We start from the raw sequence: 19304 nt of genomic DNA on the forward strand, positions 1-19304 counted from the left end.
GTGTGGGCCGTTTTTCATTACCAACGTTGCAGGCCAGACACCCCACCCAGGCCACAGTTGTGCCAGACACGCGGACTGTCCGGTTTCGCCGTGCCTTGGCCCACAGATAATCCGACAGATGATCAAGCTGTTTGTAGGCCTTGGAAACCCGGGGCCCGACTACGAGGCCACCCGTCACAATGCAGGGTTCTGGTGGATTGACGCCCTGGCCCGCGAGCTCAAGACCACCCTGGTGCCCGAGCGCAGCTACCACGGGCTGGTGGCGCGCACCACGGTGCATGGCCAGAGCGTATGGCTGCTGCAGCCGCAGACCTTCATGAACCTCTCAGGCAAGTCGGTGGCATCCCTTGCGCGGTTCTTCAAGATCCTGCCCGAAGAAATCCTGGTGGCGCACGACGAACTCGACATCCCACCCGGCCAGGTCAAGCTCAAGCGCGGCGGCAGCCACGCCGGACACAATGGCCTGCGGGACATCCACGGGCAACTCGGCTCACCCGATTACTGGCGCCTGCGCATCGGCATCGGCCACCCCGGTGTGAAAAGCGAAGTGGCCAACTGGGTGCTCAAAAAACCGTCTCCCGACCAGCGCACGCTGATCGAAGACTGCATTGCCCATTCCCTCAAAGCCTGCCCGGCCCTGCTGGCTGGCGAGATGGACAAGGCGACCTTGCTCATCCACACCACGAAACCGCCCCGGCCAAAGCCCCCGCGCCCGGCGGAAGACTGAAACGCCTCGCAAAACACCCCACCGCCCATGAACGACAACGAACTCCGACGCGCCCGCTGGGCGATTCGCACCTTCGGATGGCTGGCGGTCCTGTTTGGCCTGCTGCTCATGGCATGGAACTGGCAGGCGCTGCAGCGCCCCGACATCGCCATGCGCTGTCAGCAGGAGCTCACCACCTCCGACGAATGCAAGCGCACCGGCATCTATGCTGGCGCCGTGTTTGCCCTCCTGGGCCTGCCCCTGGTGTGCGTACGCAAATCGTGGCTCAACCGCCACCTGCGCCGGTCCAACTACTTGCCGGATTCCGTTCAATGAATGGAAAGAAAGAAGGAAGGAAGCCGCGACGGCGGGAAAACGAAATACTACTGATTTAATAGCTGCTGGCGCTTGCTGCATAAGCGCTGAGGGCTGATTTGGCTTGCAATCTCACACCGAGGAGGCCGCCTGCAGGCGCTGAAACTTCTGCCACAGTGTTTCACGGTTCTCGACATGCTGCGGATTCACAGGGATGCATGCCACGGGGCAGACCTGCACACACTGCGGCTCGTCGAAGTGCCCCACACATTCCGTGCACTTGTCCGGGTTGATCTCGTAAATCTCCTGCCCGAGGTAGATGGCCTGGTTGGGGCATTCGGGCTCGCACACGTCGCAGTTGATGCACTCATCGGTGATCATCAGTGCCATAGGGCCTCCCGGATCACGGTGCCTGTGGCCAGGCCAAGAGAGTGTGCGCTGCGGTTCATGCTGCGTATTATCCCGCGCGGTGGAATGTGCCCCGCCTGCCACACTGCAACACACCATCGCTGGCGTGGATGTTTTTGCCGTTATGCTGTGTATACACATTAATTCCGCCGCGCCCGCCATCTTCTCCAACGCCACTCCATGGGTCTGTTTTTTCTCAAACGGTTCATCACGCTACTGGCCACGCTGATCGGCGCTTCCGTGGTGGTGTTCATGGTGCTGGAGATCCTGCCGGGCAACGCCGCGCAGATCTTGATGGGCCCCGACGCGGCGCCGGAAGCAGTGGCCGCCCTGGCCAGCAAGCTGGGGCTGGACCAGCCCGCCGCGCTGCGCTACTGGCAATGGGTCAGCGGCCTTATGGTGGGCGACATGGGCGAGAGCTACGCCTACAGCTCCCCCGTGCTGGAGCTGGTGCTGGAACGCCTGGCCCTCACCGTGCCCCTGGCCCTGTTGGCCATGGTGATCACCACGGCACTGGCGCTGGCGGCGGGTGTGTATGCGGCATCGCGCCATAACAGGCTGGGGGACGTGGGCGTGATGGGCCTGGCCCAGATCGGCATTGCCATCCCCAACTTCTGGTTCGCCATTCTGCTGATCCTGCTGTTCTCGGTGAAGCTCCAATGGTTCTCGGCCGGCGGCTTTCCGGGCTGGACCGAAGATGCGGGCGGCAGCCCGTTCGAAGCCCTCAAGGCCCTGCTGCTGCCCGCCATTGCGCTGGCCGTGGTGCAGGCGGCCATCCTGGCGCGCATCACGCGTTCGGCGGTGCTGGAGGTGTTGCGTGAAGACTTTGTGCGCACGGCGCGGGCCAAGGGCCTCACGCAGCGCGCGGCGCTCTGGGGCCATGTGCTGCGCAACGCGATGATTCCGGTGATCACGGTGATGGGGCTGCAGTTCGCCAACCTGCTGGCGGGCACCATCGTGGTCGAGAACGTGTTCTACCTGCCCGGCCTGGGTCGGCTGATCTTCCAGTCCATCTCCAACCGCGACCTGATCGTGGTGCGCAACTGCGTGATGCTGCTCGCCGCCATGGTGGTCATCGTGAACTTCGTCGTGGACATCCTCTACGCCGTGATCGACCCCCGCGTCAAAGCCAGCGACATCTGATTTGCCATGAGCGCCGCCCTCCCCGCCACCCCTCCCGTTGTTGCGCCCGGCTGGCTGTACCGAGCGCTGCGCCACCGCAGCTTCGTCATTGGCGCCGTGCTCTCGCTGCTGCTGGTCCTGGCGGCCGCCCTCTCGCTGGTCTGGACGCCCTGGTCGCCCTACGAGATGGACCTGGCCAACAAGCTGCAACCACCCACTGGCACACACTGGCTGGGCACCGATGCCTTTGGGCGCGATGTCGCCTCGCTGCTGCTGGTGGGCGCGCGCAACTCCATCCTGGTGGGCGTGATCGCCGTGGGCATTGGCCTGACCATTGGCACGGCGCTGGGCCTGCTGGCGGCGGCCAAGCGCGGCTGGGTGGAAGAGCTGATCATGCGGCTGGCAGACTTCACGTTCGCCTTTCCCGCCATCCTCTCGGCCATCATGATGACGGCGGTGTTCGGCGCGGGCATCGTCAACTCCATCATCGCCATCGGCATCTTCAACATCCCCACGTTCGCACGCGTCACGCGCGCATCGGCCAACGCCGTGTGGTCGCGCGAATACATCCTGGCCTCGCGCGCCTGCGGCAAGGGCAGCTGGCGCATTACGCTGGAACACGTGCTGCCCAACATCCTGTCGGTGCTCATCGTGCAGGCCACCATCCAGTTCGCCATCGCCATCCTGGCCGAAGCCGCCCTGTCGTACCTGGGCCTGGGCACCCAGCCGCCCCAACCCTCCTGGGGCCGTATGCTCAGTGAAGCGCAGACGCTGATGTTCCAGGCTCCGCTGCTGGCCGTCTGGCCTGGCATGGCGATTGCGCTGGCAGTGCTGGGGCTCAACCTGCTGGGTGACGGGCTGCGTGATTTGCTCGACCCCCGCCTCTCGAGGAAGAGATGACACCCCCTGAGTCGCTTCGCGCCTTCCCCCTCTCTCGCTTCGCGGGAGGGGGACGCCCCCAGTGCGGCGGGGCGGCCCTTGCACGGGGGCGCTGGCCCGGGTCGCGCCAGTTTCACTGGCCCATTTTGCTGAGATGAAATTACTGCGAACGATGACGATCCCCTGCCATGCCACTGCTTGAAGTCTCCGACCTCCGCATCCGCCTGCAGACGCACCGGGGCCCGGCCGATGCCGTGCGCGGCGTGAGCTTTTCGCTGGCGCGCGGTGAAACCCTGGGCCTGATTGGTGAATCGGGTTGCGGCAAGTCCATCACTGCCATGTCGCTCATGGGCCTGCTGCCTGACAGCGCACAGGTCACCGGCAGCATCCGCTTTGACGGGCAGGAACTGGTGGGCCGCACCGATGCACAGATGTGCCAGATGCGCGGCAACCGCATGGGCATGGTGTTCCAGGAGCCCATGACGGCCCTGAACCCCGTGCACACCATTGGCCGCCAGGTGGCAGAGCCGCTGCGCCTGCACCGGGGCATGAACGCAACAGCCGCACGCACCGAAGCGATTGCACTGCTGGACCGCGTGGGCATCCCCAACGCCGCACAGCGCTTTGACGCCTATCCGCACCAGTTCTCGGGCGGGCAACGCCAGCGCATCACCATCGCCATGGCGCTGGCCTGCGGGCCAGACCTGCTGATTGCCGACGAGCCCACCACAGCGCTCGATGTGACCATCCAGCAGCAGATCCTGGACCTCATCAGCGATCTGGTGGCCGAGCGCAACATGGCGCTGATCCTGATCTCGCACGACCTCGGGGTGATCTCGCAGAACGTGGACCGCATGATGGTGATGTACGGCGGCAGCGTGGTCGAAAGCGGCTCCACCGCCTCGGTTTTTTCTGCCATGGCGCACCCCTACACGCGAGGCCTGTTTGCCGCACGGCCCCACCTGGGTGCTGTGCATGCGCCCGGGCAACGCCCGCGCCTGTCCACCATTCCGGGCACAGTGCCCGAGCTGGTGGACCTGCCCGCAGGCTGCCCCTTTGCAGGGCGCTGCAGCTACACGGTGGATGCCTGTCACCACGAGGTGCCACCCGCCACGCTGGTGGCTACGGACGAAGATGGTGATCACGAAGTGCGCTGCCTTCGGAGCGAGGCCATTGCCGAAGCGCAAAGTGCTGGCGTGCGGACCACTGCCGAGGGGGCCGCATGACCTCAGCCCAGCCCACCGCGCACCTGCTCCAGGTCACCGACCTGGTGCGCGAATACACGCTGCCGCGCGAGCACCTGTTTCACCCGCCGGGCAAGGTACATGCGCTCAATGGCGTCAGCTTTTCGATTGCCTCTGGCCGCAGCCTGGGCATCGTCGGCGAATCGGGGTCGGGCAAGTCCACCCTGGCACGGCTGGTGATGGCGCTGGATGCGCCCACCTCCGGCACGGTAGAGCTGCTGGGCCGCAACCTGCACCAGCTGCCCGCAGGGCAACTGCGCCAGGCGCGTCGCGATTTTCAGATGGTGTTCCAGGACCCGTACGGTTCGCTGGACCCGCGCCAGACCGTGGAGCGCATCGTGACCGAACCACTGCAGGCGCAAGGCCAGACCACGCGCGCCGAGCAGCGCGAGCAGGCCGGGGAGGTGCTGTCGCAAGTGGGCCTGCGCACCAACGACCTCTCCAAGTACCCGCACGAATTTTCGGGCGGCCAGCGCCAGCGCATTGCCATTGCGCGGGCCCTCATCACCCGGCCCCGCCTCATCGTGGCCGATGAACCCGTGAGCGCGCTCGACGTGTCGGTGCAGGCCCAGGTGCTGAACCTGATGCAGGACCTGCAGCAGCAGTCCGGCATCACCTACATGCTGATCAGCCACGACCTCGCGGTGGTCAACCACCTGTGCGACGAAGTGGTGGTGCTGTACCAGGGGCGCATCGTGGAACGGGGAGCGCCCGGCGAGCTGTTCCGCAACGCCCAGCACCCTTACACCCAGGCACTGGTGGGCGCCGTGCCGCAGGTGCAGCCGGGCCGCGCACGCGCACGCCGGGCAGCGGCTGCTGCCGCAGCAACAAACGGATAACCCGGGTTGCACGCGATGGTGTAGAAAGCTTTGTGTGCCCTCACCGCAATTGCGGCGGGCCCTGCTCTGGTTTTTTTGTCTGGTTATTGTCTGGAGACTCCCACCATGTTGAACCGCCGTACCGTCCTTGCCACTGGCGCCATCGCCGCCGTGCCTCTGTCCACCCCGCTCGCCGCCCTGGCGCAAGGCCGAAAAGATGCGGTGACGCTGGCGATGACGCTGGAGCCCCCAGGCCTGGACCCGACCGCCGGTGCGGCATCGGCCATTGCTGAAATCGTGCACTACAACATCTTCGAGACGCTCACCAAGATCAACGCCGACGGCAGCGTGTCGCCGCTGCTGGCCGAGAGCTGGGAAGTCTCGCCCGACCTCAAGACCTACACCTTCAAGCTGCGCCGGGGCGTGAAGTTCAGCAACGGCGAGCCCTTCACCGCCGCCGCCGTGAAGTTTTCGTTCGACCGCGCAGCAGGCGAAAAAAGCACCAACAAGGACAAGCGCACCTTTGCGGGCCTCACCACGCAGGTGGTGGACGACTACACCGTGGTGCTGCTCAACAAGGAGATCGACCCCGACCTGCTCTTCGTGCTGGGCCAGGCCACCTCCATCATCGTGGAGCCCAAAAGCGCAGACACCAACGCCAACAAGCCCGTGGGCACCGGCCCCTACCAGCTGCAGGCGTGGAACAAGGGCTCATCGGTGGTGCTGACGGCCTGGAACGGTTTCCGCGCCCCGGCCACCATCCGGATCAAGCGCGCCACGTTCCGCTTCATCTCCGACCCCGCCGCGCAGGTGGCCGCGCTGCTGGCAGGCGATGTGGACGCCTTCCCACGCGTCACACCGCGCAGCGTCGCGCAGTTCAAGGCCAACCCCAAGTTCCAGGTGGTGGTGAGCGGCTCGCGCGCCAAGACCATCCTGGCCATCAACAATGCCAAGAAGCCGCTCGACGACGTGCGCGTGCGCCGCGCCATTGCCGCCGCCGTGGACCGCAAGGCCGTGATCGAAGGTGCTGGCGACGGCTACGGCGCGCCCATCGGCAGCCACTATGTGCCCGGCGCGTTCGGCTATGTGGACACCACGGGCATCAACCCCTTCGATCCCGAAAAGGCCAGGAAACTGCTGGCCGAAGCCGGCATCAAGACGCCGCTGGAGCTGACCATGACGCTGCCCCCCACGCCTTACGCCCGCCAGGGTGGCGAGGTGGTGGCCGCCCAGCTGGCCAAGGTGGGCATCATCGCCAAGATCCAGAACGTGGAATGGGCCCAGTGGCTCAGCGGCACCTACGGCAACAAGAACTACGACCTGACCATCATCAGCCACGTAGAGCCGTTCGACCTGGCCAACTTCACCAAGCCCGACTACTACTGGGGCTACAAGTCCGCCAAGTTCAACGATCTGTTCGACCAGATCAAGAACGCCGCCCGCCCTGCCGACCGCGCACGGCTGCTGGGCGAAGCGCAGCGCCTGCTGGCTGAGGACGCGGTGCACGGTTTCCTGTATTCCAACCAGTGGATCACGGTGGCCAACAAGAACCTCAAGGGCCTGTGGAAAGACATGCCCGTGTTCGCGAATGACCTGTCGGCCCTGTCGTGGAGTTGAGATCGGACACCCCCCTGAGTCGCTTCGCGCCTTCCCCCGCTCTCGCATGGCTGCGCCATGCGGGCAGGGGGACGCAGCCCTCGCTGCGGGGCGGCCCTTGCTCGGCTGCCTGCGACTGGGCCGTGCCAGTATCCAGGGCTACGAGCGGTGCCAGCGCGTTGGATACCTGAAATGCACGGAGCCATTAGCTCCTAAATAGATAGCTTCCAGCGCTTTACCAATAAGCGCTGGCGGCCTTTTTTATTGATAAAACTTCCCACCCCCGCCATGACCGCCTTGCACGACCTCCCCGCCCACGACCTGGTGGCAGCCTACCGCCAGCGCACGCTGTCCCCCGTCGAGGTCACACAGGCCGTGCTGGCACACATCGAGCGCTGGGAGCCGCACATCAAAGCCACCTACCTGCTGCGCCCCGAGGTGGCGCTGGCCCATGCCCGTGCCTCCGAGGCCCGCTGGCTGCGCGGCGAGCTCCAGGGAGCCCTCGACGGCGTGCCCGCAACCATCAAGGAGAACATCGCCACGCAGGGCGACGCGACCCCGCTGGGCACGGCCGCGGTCGAGCTGGTGCCCGCCGCAACCGATGCGCCGCCCGCCGCCCGCATGCGCGAGGCGGGCGCCGTCATCGTGGCCAAGACCACCATGCCCGACTACGGCATGCTGTCCTCGGGCCTGTCCACCTTCCACCCGCTGTCGCGCAACCCCTGGGACCTGAGCAAGGGCCCGGGCGGCTCCAGCGCCGGTGGTGGCGCTGCGGCAGCTGCAGGCTACGGCCCGCTGCACATCGGTACCGACATTGGTGGCTCGCTGCGGCTGCCCGCCAGCTGGTGCGGCATCTTCAGTTTGAAGCCCAGCCTGGGCCGCATCCCCATCGACCCACCCTACACGGGCCGCGCCGCCGGCCCCATGACACGCACAGTGGCCGACGCCGCGCTGATGATGCAGGTGCTGAGCCAGCCCGACGCGCGCGACAGCATGAGCCTGCCCTACCAGGACATCGCCTGGAGCCAGTTCAACACGCTGGCCGGGCGCACGCGCAGCCTGCAAGGTTTGAAGATAGGCCTGCTGCTGGACGCAGGCTGCGGCCTTCCCGTAGAGCCTGAAGTAAAAGCCGCCGTGGAGCGCGCGGCCCGGCTCATGGAGGCTGCAGGCGCCACCATCGTGCCCATGCGGCCTTTCATGACCCAGGCCATGCTCGACGGCATGGACCATTTCTGGCGCATGCGCTCGCACATCGACATGCAGGCCCTGCCTGCGGCGCGGCGCGACAAGGTGCTGCCCTACATCCGCACCTGGGCCGACAGCGCTGCGGGCATGAGCGGTGCTGAAGTCTTCAACGCCAGCCACCAGTTCCACCTGACGCGGGTCAACACCGTCAAGGCCTGCAGTGCGTTTGACTACGTCATCTCGCCGGTGGCGCCCAACGTGGCCTTCCAGGCCGAGCTGCCCTCGCCCACCAACGACCCGCTTCGCCCACTCGAGCACATCGGCTTCACCGTGCCGTTCAACATGTCCGAGCAGCCCGCTGCTTCCGTCAATTGCGGCTACACCACCACCGGCCTGCCCATCGGCCTGCAGATTGCGGGCGCGCGCTTTGACGACCTGGGCGTGCTGCAGGTGGCCCGTGCGTTCGAGCTGATCCGCGACCCCCAGAGGCCCTGGCCACAGCCGCCCGCGGGCTAACCGCGGGCGTGCCGGTGCGGCGTTGGCGGTAACCTTGCGCACTGGCAGGCTGTCGCTGGCGCACGCACACACACACTCACCGGCGGCCCAGGGTCTGCCCCACCCCACCCCACAACACCCCACCACACCACCCTACCGAATGGACACCTTCATCCTGGCCATCCTGATCGCTGCGGGCACCTACATGCTCAACGCCAAGGAGCAGCGCAAGCGCATCGCACTGCTGGGCAGCCACCTGGCCAACTACCAGATCGAAAAACTCATGGAGGCCCTGACCGAGGGCTACCTGCGTGCGCTGGGCGAAAGCACCGATGAGCGCCGCAGCCAGATCTGGAGCCTGCTCAGCACCACCGAATCGCAACTCACCGAGCAATTCAGCCGGCTCGCCGCAGAATTCGCGAAAGAACCCGAGCCCGATACCCGGGTCAGCCGCCTGGCCATGGCGATCCCCTTCGCGGAGAAAATTTTGCCCAGCTACACCTTTGACATGCGCAAGGCCCTGGCCATCCACGCGCGCGGCATCGCGCATGTGGTGCAGAACACCGGCCACCTGGCGCCCAAAGACCGCGCCTTCATGATGTCGGCCGAGCTGTTCCTCATGCAGCACACCTGCCACTGGTTCTGCAAGTCCAAAACCATCGCCACCGCCCGCATGCTGGCGCGCCACCAGACCCCGCACGAGCAGCTCGTGGCCTCGGTGTCTGCCGAAACGCGCAACGCGTACCTGGCCCTCATCAAAGGCGGCTGAGCCACACACAAGGCCCTATGCCATCCTCCAAGCAGACCCGCACGACCGACAGCCTGGGCAACCCCGTCACGCTGCACGACCAGGCCAGCGCGGCCGCGCTGAATGACTTTGTGGAAGGCTTCATCGCTTGCGAAGCCCGCGCGGTGAACGTGCTGAACGCGGCGGCCGACACCAGCCCCATCGTGCAAGCCAGCTGCGCCGCCCTGCACATGTTTGCCGAGTCGGCCAACGCCCCGCGCAACGCCCGCCCCTTCATCGACCAGGCCCTGGCCCGTGCCGCAGAGGCCAGCGAGCGTGAGCAGCGCTTTGTGGCCGCCATCGCCGCGTGGGTGGATGGCGACCTGCCCCGCGCCATCGCGCTGCACGAGGAGCAAGCCCGCCTGCACCCGCGCGACCTCGCCTCCCTCAAGCTCGGTCAATACCATTTGTTCAACCGGGGCGACTCGCCCGGCATGCTGCGCCTGGCGCTGCAGGCCCTGCCCGCTGCGGCCGAGGTGCCCTACCTGCACGGCATGCTCGCCTTTGGCTGGGAGCAATGCCACCGCCTGCAAGAGGCCGAGGCCGCCGCACGCCACGCCATCACCCTGTGCCGTAAAGAACCCTGGGCCCACCACGCGCTGGCCCACGTCATGCTGACCCAGGGCCGTATCCGCGAAGGTACCGATTTCATGGCCAGCGTCAGCGACACATGGACGGGCCTGAACTCCTTCATGGTCACGCACAACTGGTGGCACCAGGCGCTGTTCCTGCTGGAGCAGGGCCGCCACGCCGAGGTGCTGGCGCTCTACGACCAGCACGTGTGGGGCGTGGTCAAGGAATACACGCAGGACCAGATCAACGCCGTGTCACTGCTCGCCCGGCTGGAGCTGGCGGGCGTGGATGTCGGCGACCGCTGGAGCGACGTGGCCGACCACCTGGCACTGCGCCTGGCCGACCATGTGTTGCCGTTTCTGGACCTGCAATACCTCTACGGCCTGGCCCGCGCTGGCCGCATGGAGGCCGCACGCACTCTGCAAGACAACATCGCAGCCCACGCCGCCACCCGCACCGAGGCGCATGAGCGCACCGTGTGGCAGCAGGTGTGTGTGCCCGCCGCACACGGCCTGCTGGCGCACGCGGATGGCAATTGGGCGACGGCGGTGGAGAAACTGGGTGTGGCCCTGCCCCGGCTGGTGGAAATTGGCGGCAGCCATGCGCAGCGGGATCTGTTTCACCAGATCTGGCTGGATGCGCTGCAGCGCAATGGGCAGTGGGCGGCGGTGCAGAACGTATTGCAGCCGATGGTGAATGCGCAGCCGGAGTCGGTGCGGTTGGCGCGGCAGGTGGGGGCGGTCAATACAGCATTGGGGTTACCAAACCAGCAAGTTGGGTAACGACTGTCACACCAAGATACAGCTCAGACGGCGCGTTGAACCGTTTCCGCAGATGTCCGGAAATGACAATCAAGCGCTTTGAAACTTCATGCTGACTGGTTGGCTGCGTTACTCCCCGCACCCGTGTGCTACAGAGAGCGCCTCAGGCGAACCGTCGGCAACTCCCATGCCTCTCGTCATTTCCAGTCAGCCTGCTGGTCCACGCTTTTTCATCACTGCCGAGGCGGAGATGCCAACCATCGTGGTCACCGCGACCCTGCAAAATCAGCCCATGCCAGCAGGCTCAGCTCCCATTTACGAATGGTCGGCCACCCTGGCATTTGACGGTAGTTCACCAGCTACCAGTGCCACCTTTGGCGGCGGAAGAAGCACACAGCACAGCCGCATCGCGCCGCAAGTCAGTGCCAGCGCCAGTTGGCGAATTCCTTTCACCGAAGTGCGCGGTGGCGTTTTGAATGTACAAGTCATCCTGCGCGTCGGCGGCACAGAGCAGCGCGCCCAGGCGACGTGGACCATTGCGGGCACCAACCCCACTGGCACAGCCATACGCGCCTTTGCCAACAGCATCGGTGCCAACCGCGCGGTGTTCCGGAAAAAGATGCGCCAGGAAAGCTCGCTCCAACAGTTCCGAACGCCTGGTAACTGGCCGAAGTACAGCAGCGATGGCCTTGGCGGAGTGGGTTTGTGCCAGCTCACACGCCCCACACCCACCGCCGATCAAACCTGGAGCTGGAAAGAGAACGTACGTGGCGGCTGGGCGCTGTACCTGGAAAAAGAGCGCATTGCCCGCGCTTACCCTCGCAACGTGCGCAGCGGAGAGCGCTTTCGCAATCTGGTCACCGCATGGAACCGCGCACGCACGGCGCAGGGGCTCCCGGTCTTACCTGTCGAATTACCTGACTACACCCCGGAGCAACTTGAGCTGGACACGCTGCGCGGCTTCAACGGATATGCCAATGGCCTGCATGAATACAGGGTTCGACTGGAAAATGGTGCTTTATTCGTAACGCTCGATCCCAGCGGCCAGCGGGGATTTGCCGAATGGGAGCGCGTACCCGTAGCCGCCCGGGGTACGGTAGGCGACCCCAACTACGTGGAAAACGTGCTGGCCCAATCGGACTTCTGAACGTGCTGACAACTTCTGATCCCGCTCCCACCCGCCCACGCGGTCTGCTAGCTGTCTCTGGCGTACTGGCCTTTTCATGGCTTCTGACTGCGTGCTCCCCGCAGAACGCAAGCACCGCAGCTCCAGCACTTGATCACCAGGCACCCGAAGGCGAAGAAACGGCACAACACATGTATGTGGTGTATTGCAATGGCTCCGTGGATCACCTTGATCTGGCCAAGCAGACAAAGGTATCTGGGTTCCAGCTGGCAGACCGCAGCGGCCTCCCTCCCGCTGTGGCCAAGTTGCCGGGAGCAGGTGTGCGTCCCGACAGTTGCCTGGCACGTCCGGTCACATTGGCAGATCCCAACCACCAGGGCAGCGGGACGGCTTTCATCGTTGCGTCAGCGCAGTGGCTGCGCGACGACACCAGCGGGCGCAAGCCTTACAGCCTCCTCAACTTTTCAGTGCCTGCATGGACCTTGCAAGGCCAACGGGACCTGGGCACCTTTGATGTACTCAACGGAACACCGCCCAGAATCACCCAGGGAGCCGACGGGCAGCTGAAGCCCCAACCGGCTGAAATCGACCCTGCCGTTGAGCTCCGTGCCGAGCTCCAGCAATACCCGGATGCCGCAACGTGGACATTTGCCACCCCGCTCGCGGCATCGGCAAACACCGTGCTCATCGCATACACCGCATCTCAAGACACCCAGGGCGTGGCTTATGCGCTTTTGCACCGCATGCAGCGCAGCGCCGTACGGATCGAGGGTGTGCCTGGCAACGACCCAGAGCCCGCTCTCACGCTGGCACCCGGTGGGCAACATGTTCTGTACTCGGTGCGTGCTTTCTCCTCACACCAGGGCCGCCAGCAACTCACGGCCACAGGCGAGCTGAGACTCTACGGAGCAGACGGCAAGCTGCTCAGCCAGCAAACCGATGAACGCGTGGCGGGAGACTGGCATCCCATCGCGCTGACCCCCCAAGGATTGGCCGTGTACACCGACCGACGCAGCAACTACCGCTTTGTGTCACTGGGGCACAAGTTTGGCGTGGAGCCCGTGCAAGACTCCAACAGCGATGACCTGGACGGTACCCGCCCGGGCGTGATCTATGCGGGCGGGTAAACCACCAGGCCCCCTTACCGCACCACCAACTTGGTCTGGTCATACACCGGCTGCTCCGGCAAATCCGCCAGGTGCCGCACGTCGGCCCAGTCCAGCACCTCCACCGCATCGCCCTGCACTCGCACGCGGTTGAAACCCGCATTAGGAATGTCGCTCTGGCGCGGACCATCCAGCCCCGTGCCCCGGGCGGTGCGCCAGATCATGTCGAGCACGCCGCCGTGGGTGACCACCATCACGGTCTGGCCGCTGTGCTGCTGGGCGATGCGGTACACGGCGTCCATCACGCGGGTGTGGAACTGGCGGGTGGTCTCGCCGCCGGGCATGGCGTAGTCGGCTTCAAAGCGCAGCCATTGGGCCCAGGCATCGGCGTGCTCCAGCTTGACGTCGTCCACGCGTTTGCCGTCCACCACGCCAAAGGCCTGCTCGCGCAGGGCGCTGTCGGTCAGGGTGTCGATGCGGGCCTGGGGGAACAGCACCTGCAGGCTGGGCGTGGCGGTCTGCTGGGTGCGGATGAGGTCGCTGCAGACCAGGTGGTCCACCACCAGCTGATCAAAGGCCAGGCGCTCGGCAAGCCGCCGGGCCTGTTCGTGGCCGGTGGCGTTGAGAGGTACATCCACGTGGCCCTGAAAGCGCAGTTCGCGGTTCCAGTCGGTCTCGCCGTGGCGGATGAGGATGAGTTCGGTCATGGGGCGTGCGGGATGCGTTACAGGGTGCGTTGGGGGGCTGCCACCATTATCGAACGTATGCACAGCATTGCAAGCTGTTTTGGCCTCCAGCGCTTATGCAGCAAGCGCCAGCAGCTATTATTTTTATAACACCTCCCTGGTGCCATGGGCTGGCAGTGGCAGTGGCCGTTGCCGCCACTGCTGTTGCTTGCGCTACCGCATGGGCACGATGAGCACCTTGCGCCGGGGCTGGCAGCCCGGGCCTGCGTAGGCTTCGCTGTCGCGCTCCCAGCCGGGGCCGGGCGATGTTTGCGCGCAGATGCGCACACCATCCACCTTGCTGCGCCAGTAGTACCACGGGGCGGGCGCAGCCCATGCAGCCGCGCCCAGGGCCGAGAGCGCCAGCACCACGGTTGCCGCCGCAAGGCCCTTGTCCAGGTTCACCGGCGCCCCATCGGCACGGCGATTTCCTTGCCGTTGAGTACGACCTTGCCGTTTTCCATGCGCACCGCGCTGACCAGATGGGCACCGTCCTGCTGAACGAACCCTTGGGCCTGGGCCATGCCCAGCATCGCTTCGAGGTGCTGGGGCGGGGGGCCTTGTCGCCGGCGGCCTGCGCCAGGCGGGGCAGCCAGGCCTTGGGCATGCGCAGGCTGGCGTGCAGGGCACCGCTCTTGAGCAGGGCCGGGCCCCAGGCGCCTTCTGCCACTTGCTGGGCATCGGGCATGCTTTTGATTTCCACACCGTACTGCAGCTCGCCCTGTTCGCCGTCCACCTTGGCCGTGAGCTTCATGGCGTAGGCAGGCAGGGCCGCCACAAATTGGGGCACAGCCTCCATCAGCGACGCGACCCCGGGCATTTCCGCTGCGGCAGAAAGCGCGGTGTCCGCGTCGCTCTTGTCCGTGTCGCTCTTGTAGGCGTCGGCCAGCGCTTTTTGCACCAGTTTCACGGCCTCGACGTCAATGCGGCTCACGGTTTCGTTCAGCTCCACCGACTCCAGCGCGACGGAGCCCACGCTGCCCGTGCCCCGCAGGGTGCTGACCCAGCCCAGGTGCCCGCCGTTGCGTGCAATGGTGACGCCGTACGTCAGATCCTGCAGAGCCACCAGCGGCCCGGGCGCAGCACCAGCGCCTGCCGCTGCACCCGCGCGCGTGACCGTGAGTTTGCCTACGGTGCCCGAGCCCTCGCCAGGCGCCAGCAGCCACAGGCCGTCCTGGAAGTGCACCTTGAAGTCGCCTTTCATGCCCTGCATGGCGAAGGTATAGCGCTCGGCCTCGCCGGCATCTGCGGCGGGCTCGTCGTCGTTGTCGTCCGCGTCATCGGCCGGTGGCTGCGACTGCACGGTGATCTCGGGCCAGGCAAAGTCGCCGCTCAGGCGGCTGCGGTCGGCGTTCAGCGTCATCTGGTAGGTGAGAGGCTGCCAGCGCACCAGGTCTGCGCCCTCGCCCACCTCGCCGGCAGGCCATGCGAACGCCATGTCGTGGCTGCCCGTGAGGTGGCGCACCGTGGTCAGCGTGGGGGCGCTGACCTTGGCAAACGCCTTGCGCATGTTGTCGTCCACACCCTCCACGGCGCCGATGCGCGTCTCGATCACCGCTGCCGCCGGGCGCCAGCCGGCCAGCGGGCCGTGCCGCACCGTGTTCTCCACCGTGATGCGGATGGGCCGCGGCGCCACCGCGGGGGCGGCGTTGTCTTCGTCATCCCATTCGTCTTCTTCGGCGGCGGGCGGCGTCCAATGCAGCACCAGCTGGCCCTGTGACGACCAGAACCCCTTGGTGTACTGCTGCGACACCAGCACCTCGGGGCCCAGGAGCTTGCGCACGTCGTTCAGCGCCTGTGCGTAGGCGCTGTGCGCCTGCTCACCGAAATACCAGGTTGCGCCGCCATAGCCTGCAACCACCAGCACCGCTGCGGTGCCCCACACTGCTTTCTTGTTCATTTCTTTTCCTGTCGTTGGATCGCTTCGCCCTCCCTCCCGTGGAAGAGCCGTGGCGAGAATAGCAGCGGGCTGCGTGCTGGGGTGCTGCGGCCCGGGGCAACGCAGTTCATCTGTTGTGCGCTGCCGACGTGACTGTTTCTCTCTGTTTCACTTTGGTGTGGCGGGCAGGGGGTGGCTTTACGGGTGCAGCCTTGCCAAGGCGACAAATTTTTGGGTGTTTTTTGGGGCCTGGCGCTTTACCAGCAAGCGCCAACAGCTATATTTTTTATAGCTTTTGACTCTGTGCACTCGCCACCGCAGGTCAGGCCGTCACGATCCAGCCTTCCAGCGGGTCCAGCCCCGGCGGCAGGCCATACAGGGCATCACCACCTTCCCCATGGCGCTGCTGGGCCCAGGCCGCTTGCAGCAGGCACAGCACAGCGTCCAGGCTGTCGCCGCTGGCGTCTTCCACCAGCGCATCGCGCTGGGCGTGGCTGAGCTTGAGGCGCAGGCCCAGGCGGGTCTGGCCCAGCTCCAGCGCGTTGACCAGGTCCTTGCGGGCGATGAGGCGGTCGGGGGTCTGCTTGGCGCGGTCGTCGCTTTTGTAGCTGCGCCGCTGCAGCACCTCGCGCGCGAGCAGGCCGGGGTAGGCCTCCAGCGCCACGCGGCGGGGGTCGCCTGCGTGCAGGCCGGGCAGGTGCACACCCGCGTCCAGCAGCAGCGGCAGGCCCGCGTGCAGCATGTAGGCCACGGGCGGGTTCACCCATTTCATGGAGGGGCTGGAGCCTGCGGGCCCGTCGGTGGCGCGGTGGGCAAACTTGCCGCCCACGGGGCGCGCGCTGCAAAAGCCTGCAAACGCATCGCGGATCTGCGCGCGGCTGAGGGCGCGGTAGTGCTGCATGCAGGCGAGCCAGTCGGTGGGCCAGCCGAGGGCCTGCACCAGCTCGCGTGGCAGGCCAAAGGGCAGATCGAATCCGCCCACCCAGTCGCCGGGCTGCGCCAGCCATTGGCCGAACGCGGCCAGGGTGTCGAACGGCTGCAGCGTGGTGAGCACCACGCGCGCGCCCTGGCGCTGGCCCAGCGCCAGCACGATGGGTTTGCGCCGCGTGGGGCTGCTGGAGAAGTCGCAGCCCAGCAGCAGGGATTGTGGTGCGGCGGCCGTCATCCCAAGGCCAGCGCCGTCACACCCGCCGCGATGCACAGCGCGCCAACAATGCGCGCCACGCGGTCACCCTCGCCCAGCAGGTGACCACCGATGAGGGCAGCAAACAGCATGGACACCTCACGCGCCGGGGCCACGTGCGACATGGGGGCCTGCTGCATGGCATACAGCACCAGCACATAGGCCACAGGGCTCACCACAGCCACCAGCAGCGCAAAACGCCACTGCGCCAGCCACAGCGTGCGGGCGGTGGGCAGGTCGCGCAGCACCACGGGCGCCAGCAGGCCCACGCGCACAAAGTTGCCCATGTAGTCGACAAGGATGGGCGACATCAGCAAGAACTTGACGGCATAGCCATCCACCACCGTGTAGCTGGCGATGAAAGCGCCGGTGAGCAGGCCATACGCAATGCCTTTGTGCACACGCTGGCGCGCCGCCGGATCGTGCGCCGCGCGCAGCAGCCCCGGCCCACCGGCAATCAGGAACACCCCGCCGACCACGCCTGAAATGCCCAGAGCGCCCAGCGCCGATATCTGCTCGCCCAGCAGCGTGATGGCCACCAGCGACGACAGCAGCGGCCCCGAGCCCCGCGCCAGCGGGTAGACCACGGTGAGGTCCGCCACACGGTAGCCGCGAAGCAAGATGACAAAGTACGCCACATGCAGCAGTCCGCTGGCGACCACAAAGCCCCACTCCACCGCGCCCCACAGCGGCACCGCGTCGCGCCCCAGATACCAGCCCAGCGGCGCCCACACGACCATCATGATCACCGAGGTGAAGAACGCAAACCGAGAGTCGCCCCCGGCCTTCTTGGCCACGATGTTCCAGCACGCGTGAATGAGGCCGGCGAGGATGATGAGGGCGAAGGCGGTGAAGGTCACGGGTCAGAAAGAGAGAGGGCTTGAATGCAAAAAGCCGCAGCGCCATGGCGACTGCGGCTTGATGTGGCCTAAAGAGTTTATCGATTCAAGGGCTGCGTACCGCCCACAACGCCCGCCACTGGCACGGCCCAGACAAGCGGCCACCGTGCAAGGGCCGCCCCGCCGCACCGGTGGCGTCCCCCCGCCCGCAACGCGCAGCGGTGCGAGAGCGGGGGGAAGGCGCGCAGCGCCTCAGGGGGGTGATCTCTATGCTCTTCCGATGATGGAGGCGGTGGCCATCAACTCTTCAAGCAGCGCAAACGACACCTTGCCCGACACCGAATACGGGTCCAGCTCGGGCTTCTCCGAGTATTTCAGCAGGATGGAGTGGTTGATCTTGGAGAGGTTGACCTGGCCCATCGTCCAGCCGCCAAAGCGGCGCTCGGCGATTTCTTCGTAGTGCAGCAGCTCCACATTCTTGTGGCGCGGGTCGCGCTGGATGTGGCCGTACAGCTCATTGACCGCAGAGCGCCCGCCCTCGATGGCCTGCAGGAACACGCCCCCGCCGTAGCACAGCACGCCGGTGATGCCGCTGCCGGGGTTGTGCTGTCGGGACTGGGTGAGGATGGCTTCGATGGCGGCGGGCGAGGTGTCGACCGCGCGGCTGGCGTAAAGCAGACGTACCAACATGGTCAGTTCTTTCCAGGGATGAGGGACAAAAACTCACGGCGCAGGGCGCTGTCCTTGAGGAACACGCCACGCATCACCGAATTGATCATCTTGCTGTCCATGTCGCGCACACCGCGCCAGGACATGCAAAAGTGGCTGGCCTCCATCACGATGGCCAGGCCGTCGGGCTGGGTCTTTTCCATGATGAGGTCGGCCAGCTGCACCACGGCTTCTTCTTGGATCTGGGGGCGGCCCATGATCCAGTCCACCAGGCGCGCGTATTTGGACAGGCCGATCACGTTGGTGTGCTCGTTGGGCATCACGCCGATCCAGATCTTGCCGATGACGGGGCAGAAATGGTGGCTGCAGGCGCTGCGCACGGTGAGCGGGCCCACGATCATCAGCTCGTTCAGGTGCTCGGCGTTCGGGAACTCGGTGATCGGGGGCTGCGTGACGTAGCGGCCCTTGAACACCTCGTTGAGGTACATCTTGGCCACGCGGCGCGCGGTGTTGTTGGTGTTGTGGTCTCCGGCCGTGTCGATCACCAAGCTGTCCAGCACGCCCTGCATCTTGACCTCGACTTCGTCCAGCAGCTTCTCCAGCTCGCCGGGCTCGATGAACTCGGCGATGTTGTCGTTGGCATGAAAGCGTTTGCGCGACGCGTTGATCCGCTCGCGGATCTTCACGGATACGGGGGTGCCTTCTTCATCCGGCAGGGTGGTCGTCATAGCGGCGGCGGGTTGACTGGACATGAGCGGCATCCTACCAGCGAACGTGGAGCTGCAGATTTAAAGGGTTTTAGGCCCCTAGCGCTTGCTGGACAAGCGCAAGTAGCTATATTTTATATAGCAAACAATTCAACGCACGCTAGCACGCACACACGCCTGG

General features: G+C 65.8%; 20 protein-coding genes and 1 pseudogene. 12 read left to right on the plus strand and 9 right to left on the minus strand.

Annotation, left to right across the window (positions count from 1 at the left end; translation table 11 throughout):
- The first annotated feature begins 118 nt into the window (after window positions 1-118).
- A complete protein-coding gene (gene pth, locus KYG_RS11595; RefSeq protein WP_008905089.1) occupies window positions 119-727 on the plus strand; it encodes an aminoacyl-tRNA hydrolase in 609 nt (202 codons plus the stop codon).
- Window positions 728-754: 27 nt separating this feature from the next.
- Window positions 755-1042 (plus strand): hypothetical protein, encoded by a 288-nt coding sequence (locus KYG_RS11600; protein ID WP_008905090.1) that lies wholly within the window; start codon window positions 755-757, stop codon window positions 1040-1042.
- Between the two features lie 111 nt (window positions 1043-1153).
- On the opposite strand, the gene KYG_RS11605 is transcribed toward KYG_RS11600, so the two are convergent.
- Window positions 1154-1411, minus strand: coding sequence for a YfhL family 4Fe-4S dicluster ferredoxin (locus KYG_RS11605; RefSeq protein WP_008905091.1), 258 nt, complete (start codon window positions 1409-1411; stop codon window positions 1154-1156).
- Between the two features lie 198 nt (window positions 1412-1609).
- Between KYG_RS11605 and KYG_RS11610 the strand changes: the two genes are divergently transcribed.
- The 10 genes from KYG_RS11610 (at window position 1610) to KYG_RS11655 (ending at window position 13142) form a co-directional block, all read left to right on the plus strand.
- A complete protein-coding gene (locus tag KYG_RS11610; RefSeq protein ID WP_008905092.1) occupies window positions 1610-2572 on the plus strand; it encodes an ABC transporter permease in 963 nt (320 codons plus the stop codon).
- 6 nt (window positions 2573-2578) lie between these two features.
- A complete protein-coding gene (locus tag KYG_RS11615; RefSeq protein WP_008905093.1) occupies window positions 2579-3451 on the plus strand; it encodes an ABC transporter permease in 873 nt (290 codons plus the stop codon).
- A gap of 167 nt (window positions 3452-3618) precedes the next feature.
- Complete coding sequence (locus KYG_RS11620) at window positions 3619-4656, plus strand: ABC transporter ATP-binding protein (protein ID WP_008905094.1); 1038 nt, start codon at window positions 3619-3621, stop codon at window positions 4654-4656.
- Complete coding sequence (locus tag KYG_RS11625) at window positions 4653-5513, plus strand: ATP-binding cassette domain-containing protein (RefSeq protein ID WP_008905095.1); 861 nt, start codon at window positions 4653-4655, stop codon at window positions 5511-5513. Before KYG_RS11620 ends, KYG_RS11625 begins: the two co-directional genes overlap by 4 nt.
- A gap of 105 nt (window positions 5514-5618) precedes the next feature.
- Entirely contained in the window at window positions 5619-7109 is a 1491-nt protein-coding gene (locus KYG_RS11630; protein ID WP_008905096.1) for an ABC transporter substrate-binding protein, read from the plus strand.
- Between the two features lie 267 nt (window positions 7110-7376).
- On the plus strand, window positions 7377-8789 hold the full coding sequence (locus KYG_RS11635) for an amidase (RefSeq protein ID WP_008905097.1): 1413 nt from the start codon (window positions 7377-7379) through the stop codon (window positions 8787-8789).
- A 139-nt stretch (window positions 8790-8928) separates the two neighbouring features.
- Entirely contained in the window at window positions 8929-9537 is a 609-nt protein-coding gene (locus KYG_RS11640; RefSeq protein WP_008905098.1) for a hypothetical protein, read from the plus strand.
- A 17-nt stretch (window positions 9538-9554) separates the two neighbouring features.
- Window positions 9555-10910, plus strand: coding sequence for a tetratricopeptide repeat protein (locus KYG_RS11645; protein WP_008905099.1), 1356 nt, complete (start codon window positions 9555-9557; stop codon window positions 10908-10910).
- Window positions 10911-11076: 166 nt separating this feature from the next.
- On the plus strand, window positions 11077-12036 hold the full coding sequence (locus KYG_RS11650; protein ID WP_008905100.1) for a hypothetical protein: 960 nt from the start codon (window positions 11077-11079) through the stop codon (window positions 12034-12036).
- Window positions 12037-12371: 335 nt separating this feature from the next.
- Window positions 12372-13142, plus strand: coding sequence for a hypothetical protein (locus KYG_RS11655; RefSeq protein ID WP_139019368.1), 771 nt, complete (start codon window positions 12372-12374; stop codon window positions 13140-13142).
- Between the two features lie 14 nt (window positions 13143-13156).
- Here KYG_RS11655 and KYG_RS11660 read toward each other — a convergent pair whose 3' ends face one another.
- The 8 genes and pseudogenes from KYG_RS11660 to folE form a co-directional block, all read right to left on the minus strand.
- Window positions 13157-13828, minus strand: a complete 672-nt coding sequence (locus tag KYG_RS11660) for a histidine phosphatase family protein (protein WP_008905102.1) — start codon at window positions 13826-13828, stop codon at window positions 13157-13159.
- A gap of 192 nt (window positions 13829-14020) precedes the next feature.
- A complete protein-coding gene (locus tag KYG_RS25180; protein ID WP_237707252.1) occupies window positions 14021-14218 on the minus strand; it encodes a hypothetical protein in 198 nt (65 codons plus the stop codon).
- Window positions 14219-14247: 29 nt separating this feature from the next.
- Window positions 14248-14379 carry a DUF945 family protein gene (locus KYG_RS25485; protein ID WP_369749867.1) on the minus strand — a complete coding sequence of 44 codons (132 nt, stop codon included), beginning with the start codon at window positions 14377-14379 and terminating at the stop codon, window positions 14248-14250.
- Window positions 14380-14417: 38 nt separating this feature from the next.
- Window positions 14418-15746: pseudogene (locus tag KYG_RS25370) on the minus strand (DUF945 family protein); the annotation flags it as partial.
- A 301-nt stretch (window positions 15747-16047) separates the two neighbouring features.
- Window positions 16048-16890, minus strand: a complete 843-nt coding sequence (locus KYG_RS11670) for a DUF429 domain-containing protein (protein ID WP_008905104.1) — start codon at window positions 16888-16890, stop codon at window positions 16048-16050.
- Window positions 16887-17768: a DMT family transporter gene (locus KYG_RS11675; protein WP_008905105.1), complete on the minus strand. Its 882-nt coding sequence runs from the start codon at window positions 17766-17768 to the stop codon at window positions 16887-16889. Before KYG_RS11675 ends, KYG_RS11670 begins: the two co-directional genes overlap by 4 nt.
- Before the next feature lie 246 nt (window positions 17769-18014).
- Window positions 18015-18437: a BLUF domain-containing protein gene (locus tag KYG_RS11680; protein ID WP_008905106.1), complete on the minus strand. Its 423-nt coding sequence runs from the start codon at window positions 18435-18437 to the stop codon at window positions 18015-18017.
- Window positions 18438-18439: 2 nt separating this feature from the next.
- On the minus strand, window positions 18440-19168 hold the full coding sequence (gene folE / locus KYG_RS11685; protein WP_008905107.1) for a GTP cyclohydrolase I: 729 nt from the start codon (window positions 19166-19168) through the stop codon (window positions 18440-18442).
- Between the last annotated feature and the right edge of the window lie 136 nt (window positions 19169-19304).

It is taken from the genome of Acidovorax sp. NO-1 (assembly GCF_000238595.1).
GTDB lineage: Bacteria > Pseudomonadota > Gammaproteobacteria > Burkholderiales > Burkholderiaceae_C > Acidovorax.

Bases quoted from the DNA above. Each gene is read 5' to 3' on its own strand.
- KYG_RS11640 (WP_008905098.1), top strand. From the start codon at position 8,929: ATGGACACCTTCATCCTGGCCATCCTGATCGCTGCGGGCACCTACATG.
- KYG_RS11650 (WP_008905100.1), top strand. From the start codon at position 11,077: ATGCCTCTCGTCATTTCCAGTCAGCCTGCTGGTCCACGCTTTTTCATC.
- KYG_RS11660 (WP_008905102.1), bottom strand. From the start codon at position 13,828: ATGACCGAACTCATCCTCATCCGCCACGGCGAGACCGACTGGAACCGC.
- KYG_RS11610 (WP_008905092.1), top strand. From the start codon at position 1,610: ATGGGTCTGTTTTTTCTCAAACGGTTCATCACGCTACTGGCCACGCTG.
- KYG_RS25485 (WP_369749867.1), bottom strand. From the start codon at position 14,379: ATGCTGGGCATGGCCCAGGCCCAAGGGTTCGTTCAGCAGGACGGTGCC.
- pth (WP_008905089.1), top strand. From the start codon at position 119: ATGATCAAGCTGTTTGTAGGCCTTGGAAACCCGGGGCCCGACTACGAG.
- KYG_RS11625 (WP_008905095.1), top strand. From the start codon at position 4,653: ATGACCTCAGCCCAGCCCACCGCGCACCTGCTCCAGGTCACCGACCTG.
- KYG_RS11605 (WP_008905091.1), bottom strand. From the start codon at position 1,411: ATGGCACTGATGATCACCGATGAGTGCATCAACTGCGACGTGTGCGAG.
- KYG_RS11630 (WP_008905096.1), top strand. From the start codon at position 5,619: ATGTTGAACCGCCGTACCGTCCTTGCCACTGGCGCCATCGCCGCCGTG.
- KYG_RS11635 (WP_008905097.1), top strand. From the start codon at position 7,377: ATGACCGCCTTGCACGACCTCCCCGCCCACGACCTGGTGGCAGCCTAC.
- folE (WP_008905107.1), bottom strand. From the start codon at position 19,168: ATGTCCAGTCAACCCGCCGCCGCTATGACGACCACCCTGCCGGATGAA.
- KYG_RS11620 (WP_008905094.1), top strand. From the start codon at position 3,619: ATGCCACTGCTTGAAGTCTCCGACCTCCGCATCCGCCTGCAGACGCAC.
- KYG_RS11615 (WP_008905093.1), top strand. From the start codon at position 2,579: ATGAGCGCCGCCCTCCCCGCCACCCCTCCCGTTGTTGCGCCCGGCTGG.
- KYG_RS11670 (WP_008905104.1), bottom strand. From the start codon at position 16,890: ATGACGGCCGCCGCACCACAATCCCTGCTGCTGGGCTGCGACTTCTCC.
- KYG_RS11680 (WP_008905106.1), bottom strand. From the start codon at position 18,437: ATGTTGGTACGTCTGCTTTACGCCAGCCGCGCGGTCGACACCTCGCCC.
- KYG_RS11600 (WP_008905090.1), top strand. From the start codon at position 755: ATGAACGACAACGAACTCCGACGCGCCCGCTGGGCGATTCGCACCTTC.
- KYG_RS11645 (WP_008905099.1), top strand. From the start codon at position 9,555: ATGCCATCCTCCAAGCAGACCCGCACGACCGACAGCCTGGGCAACCCC.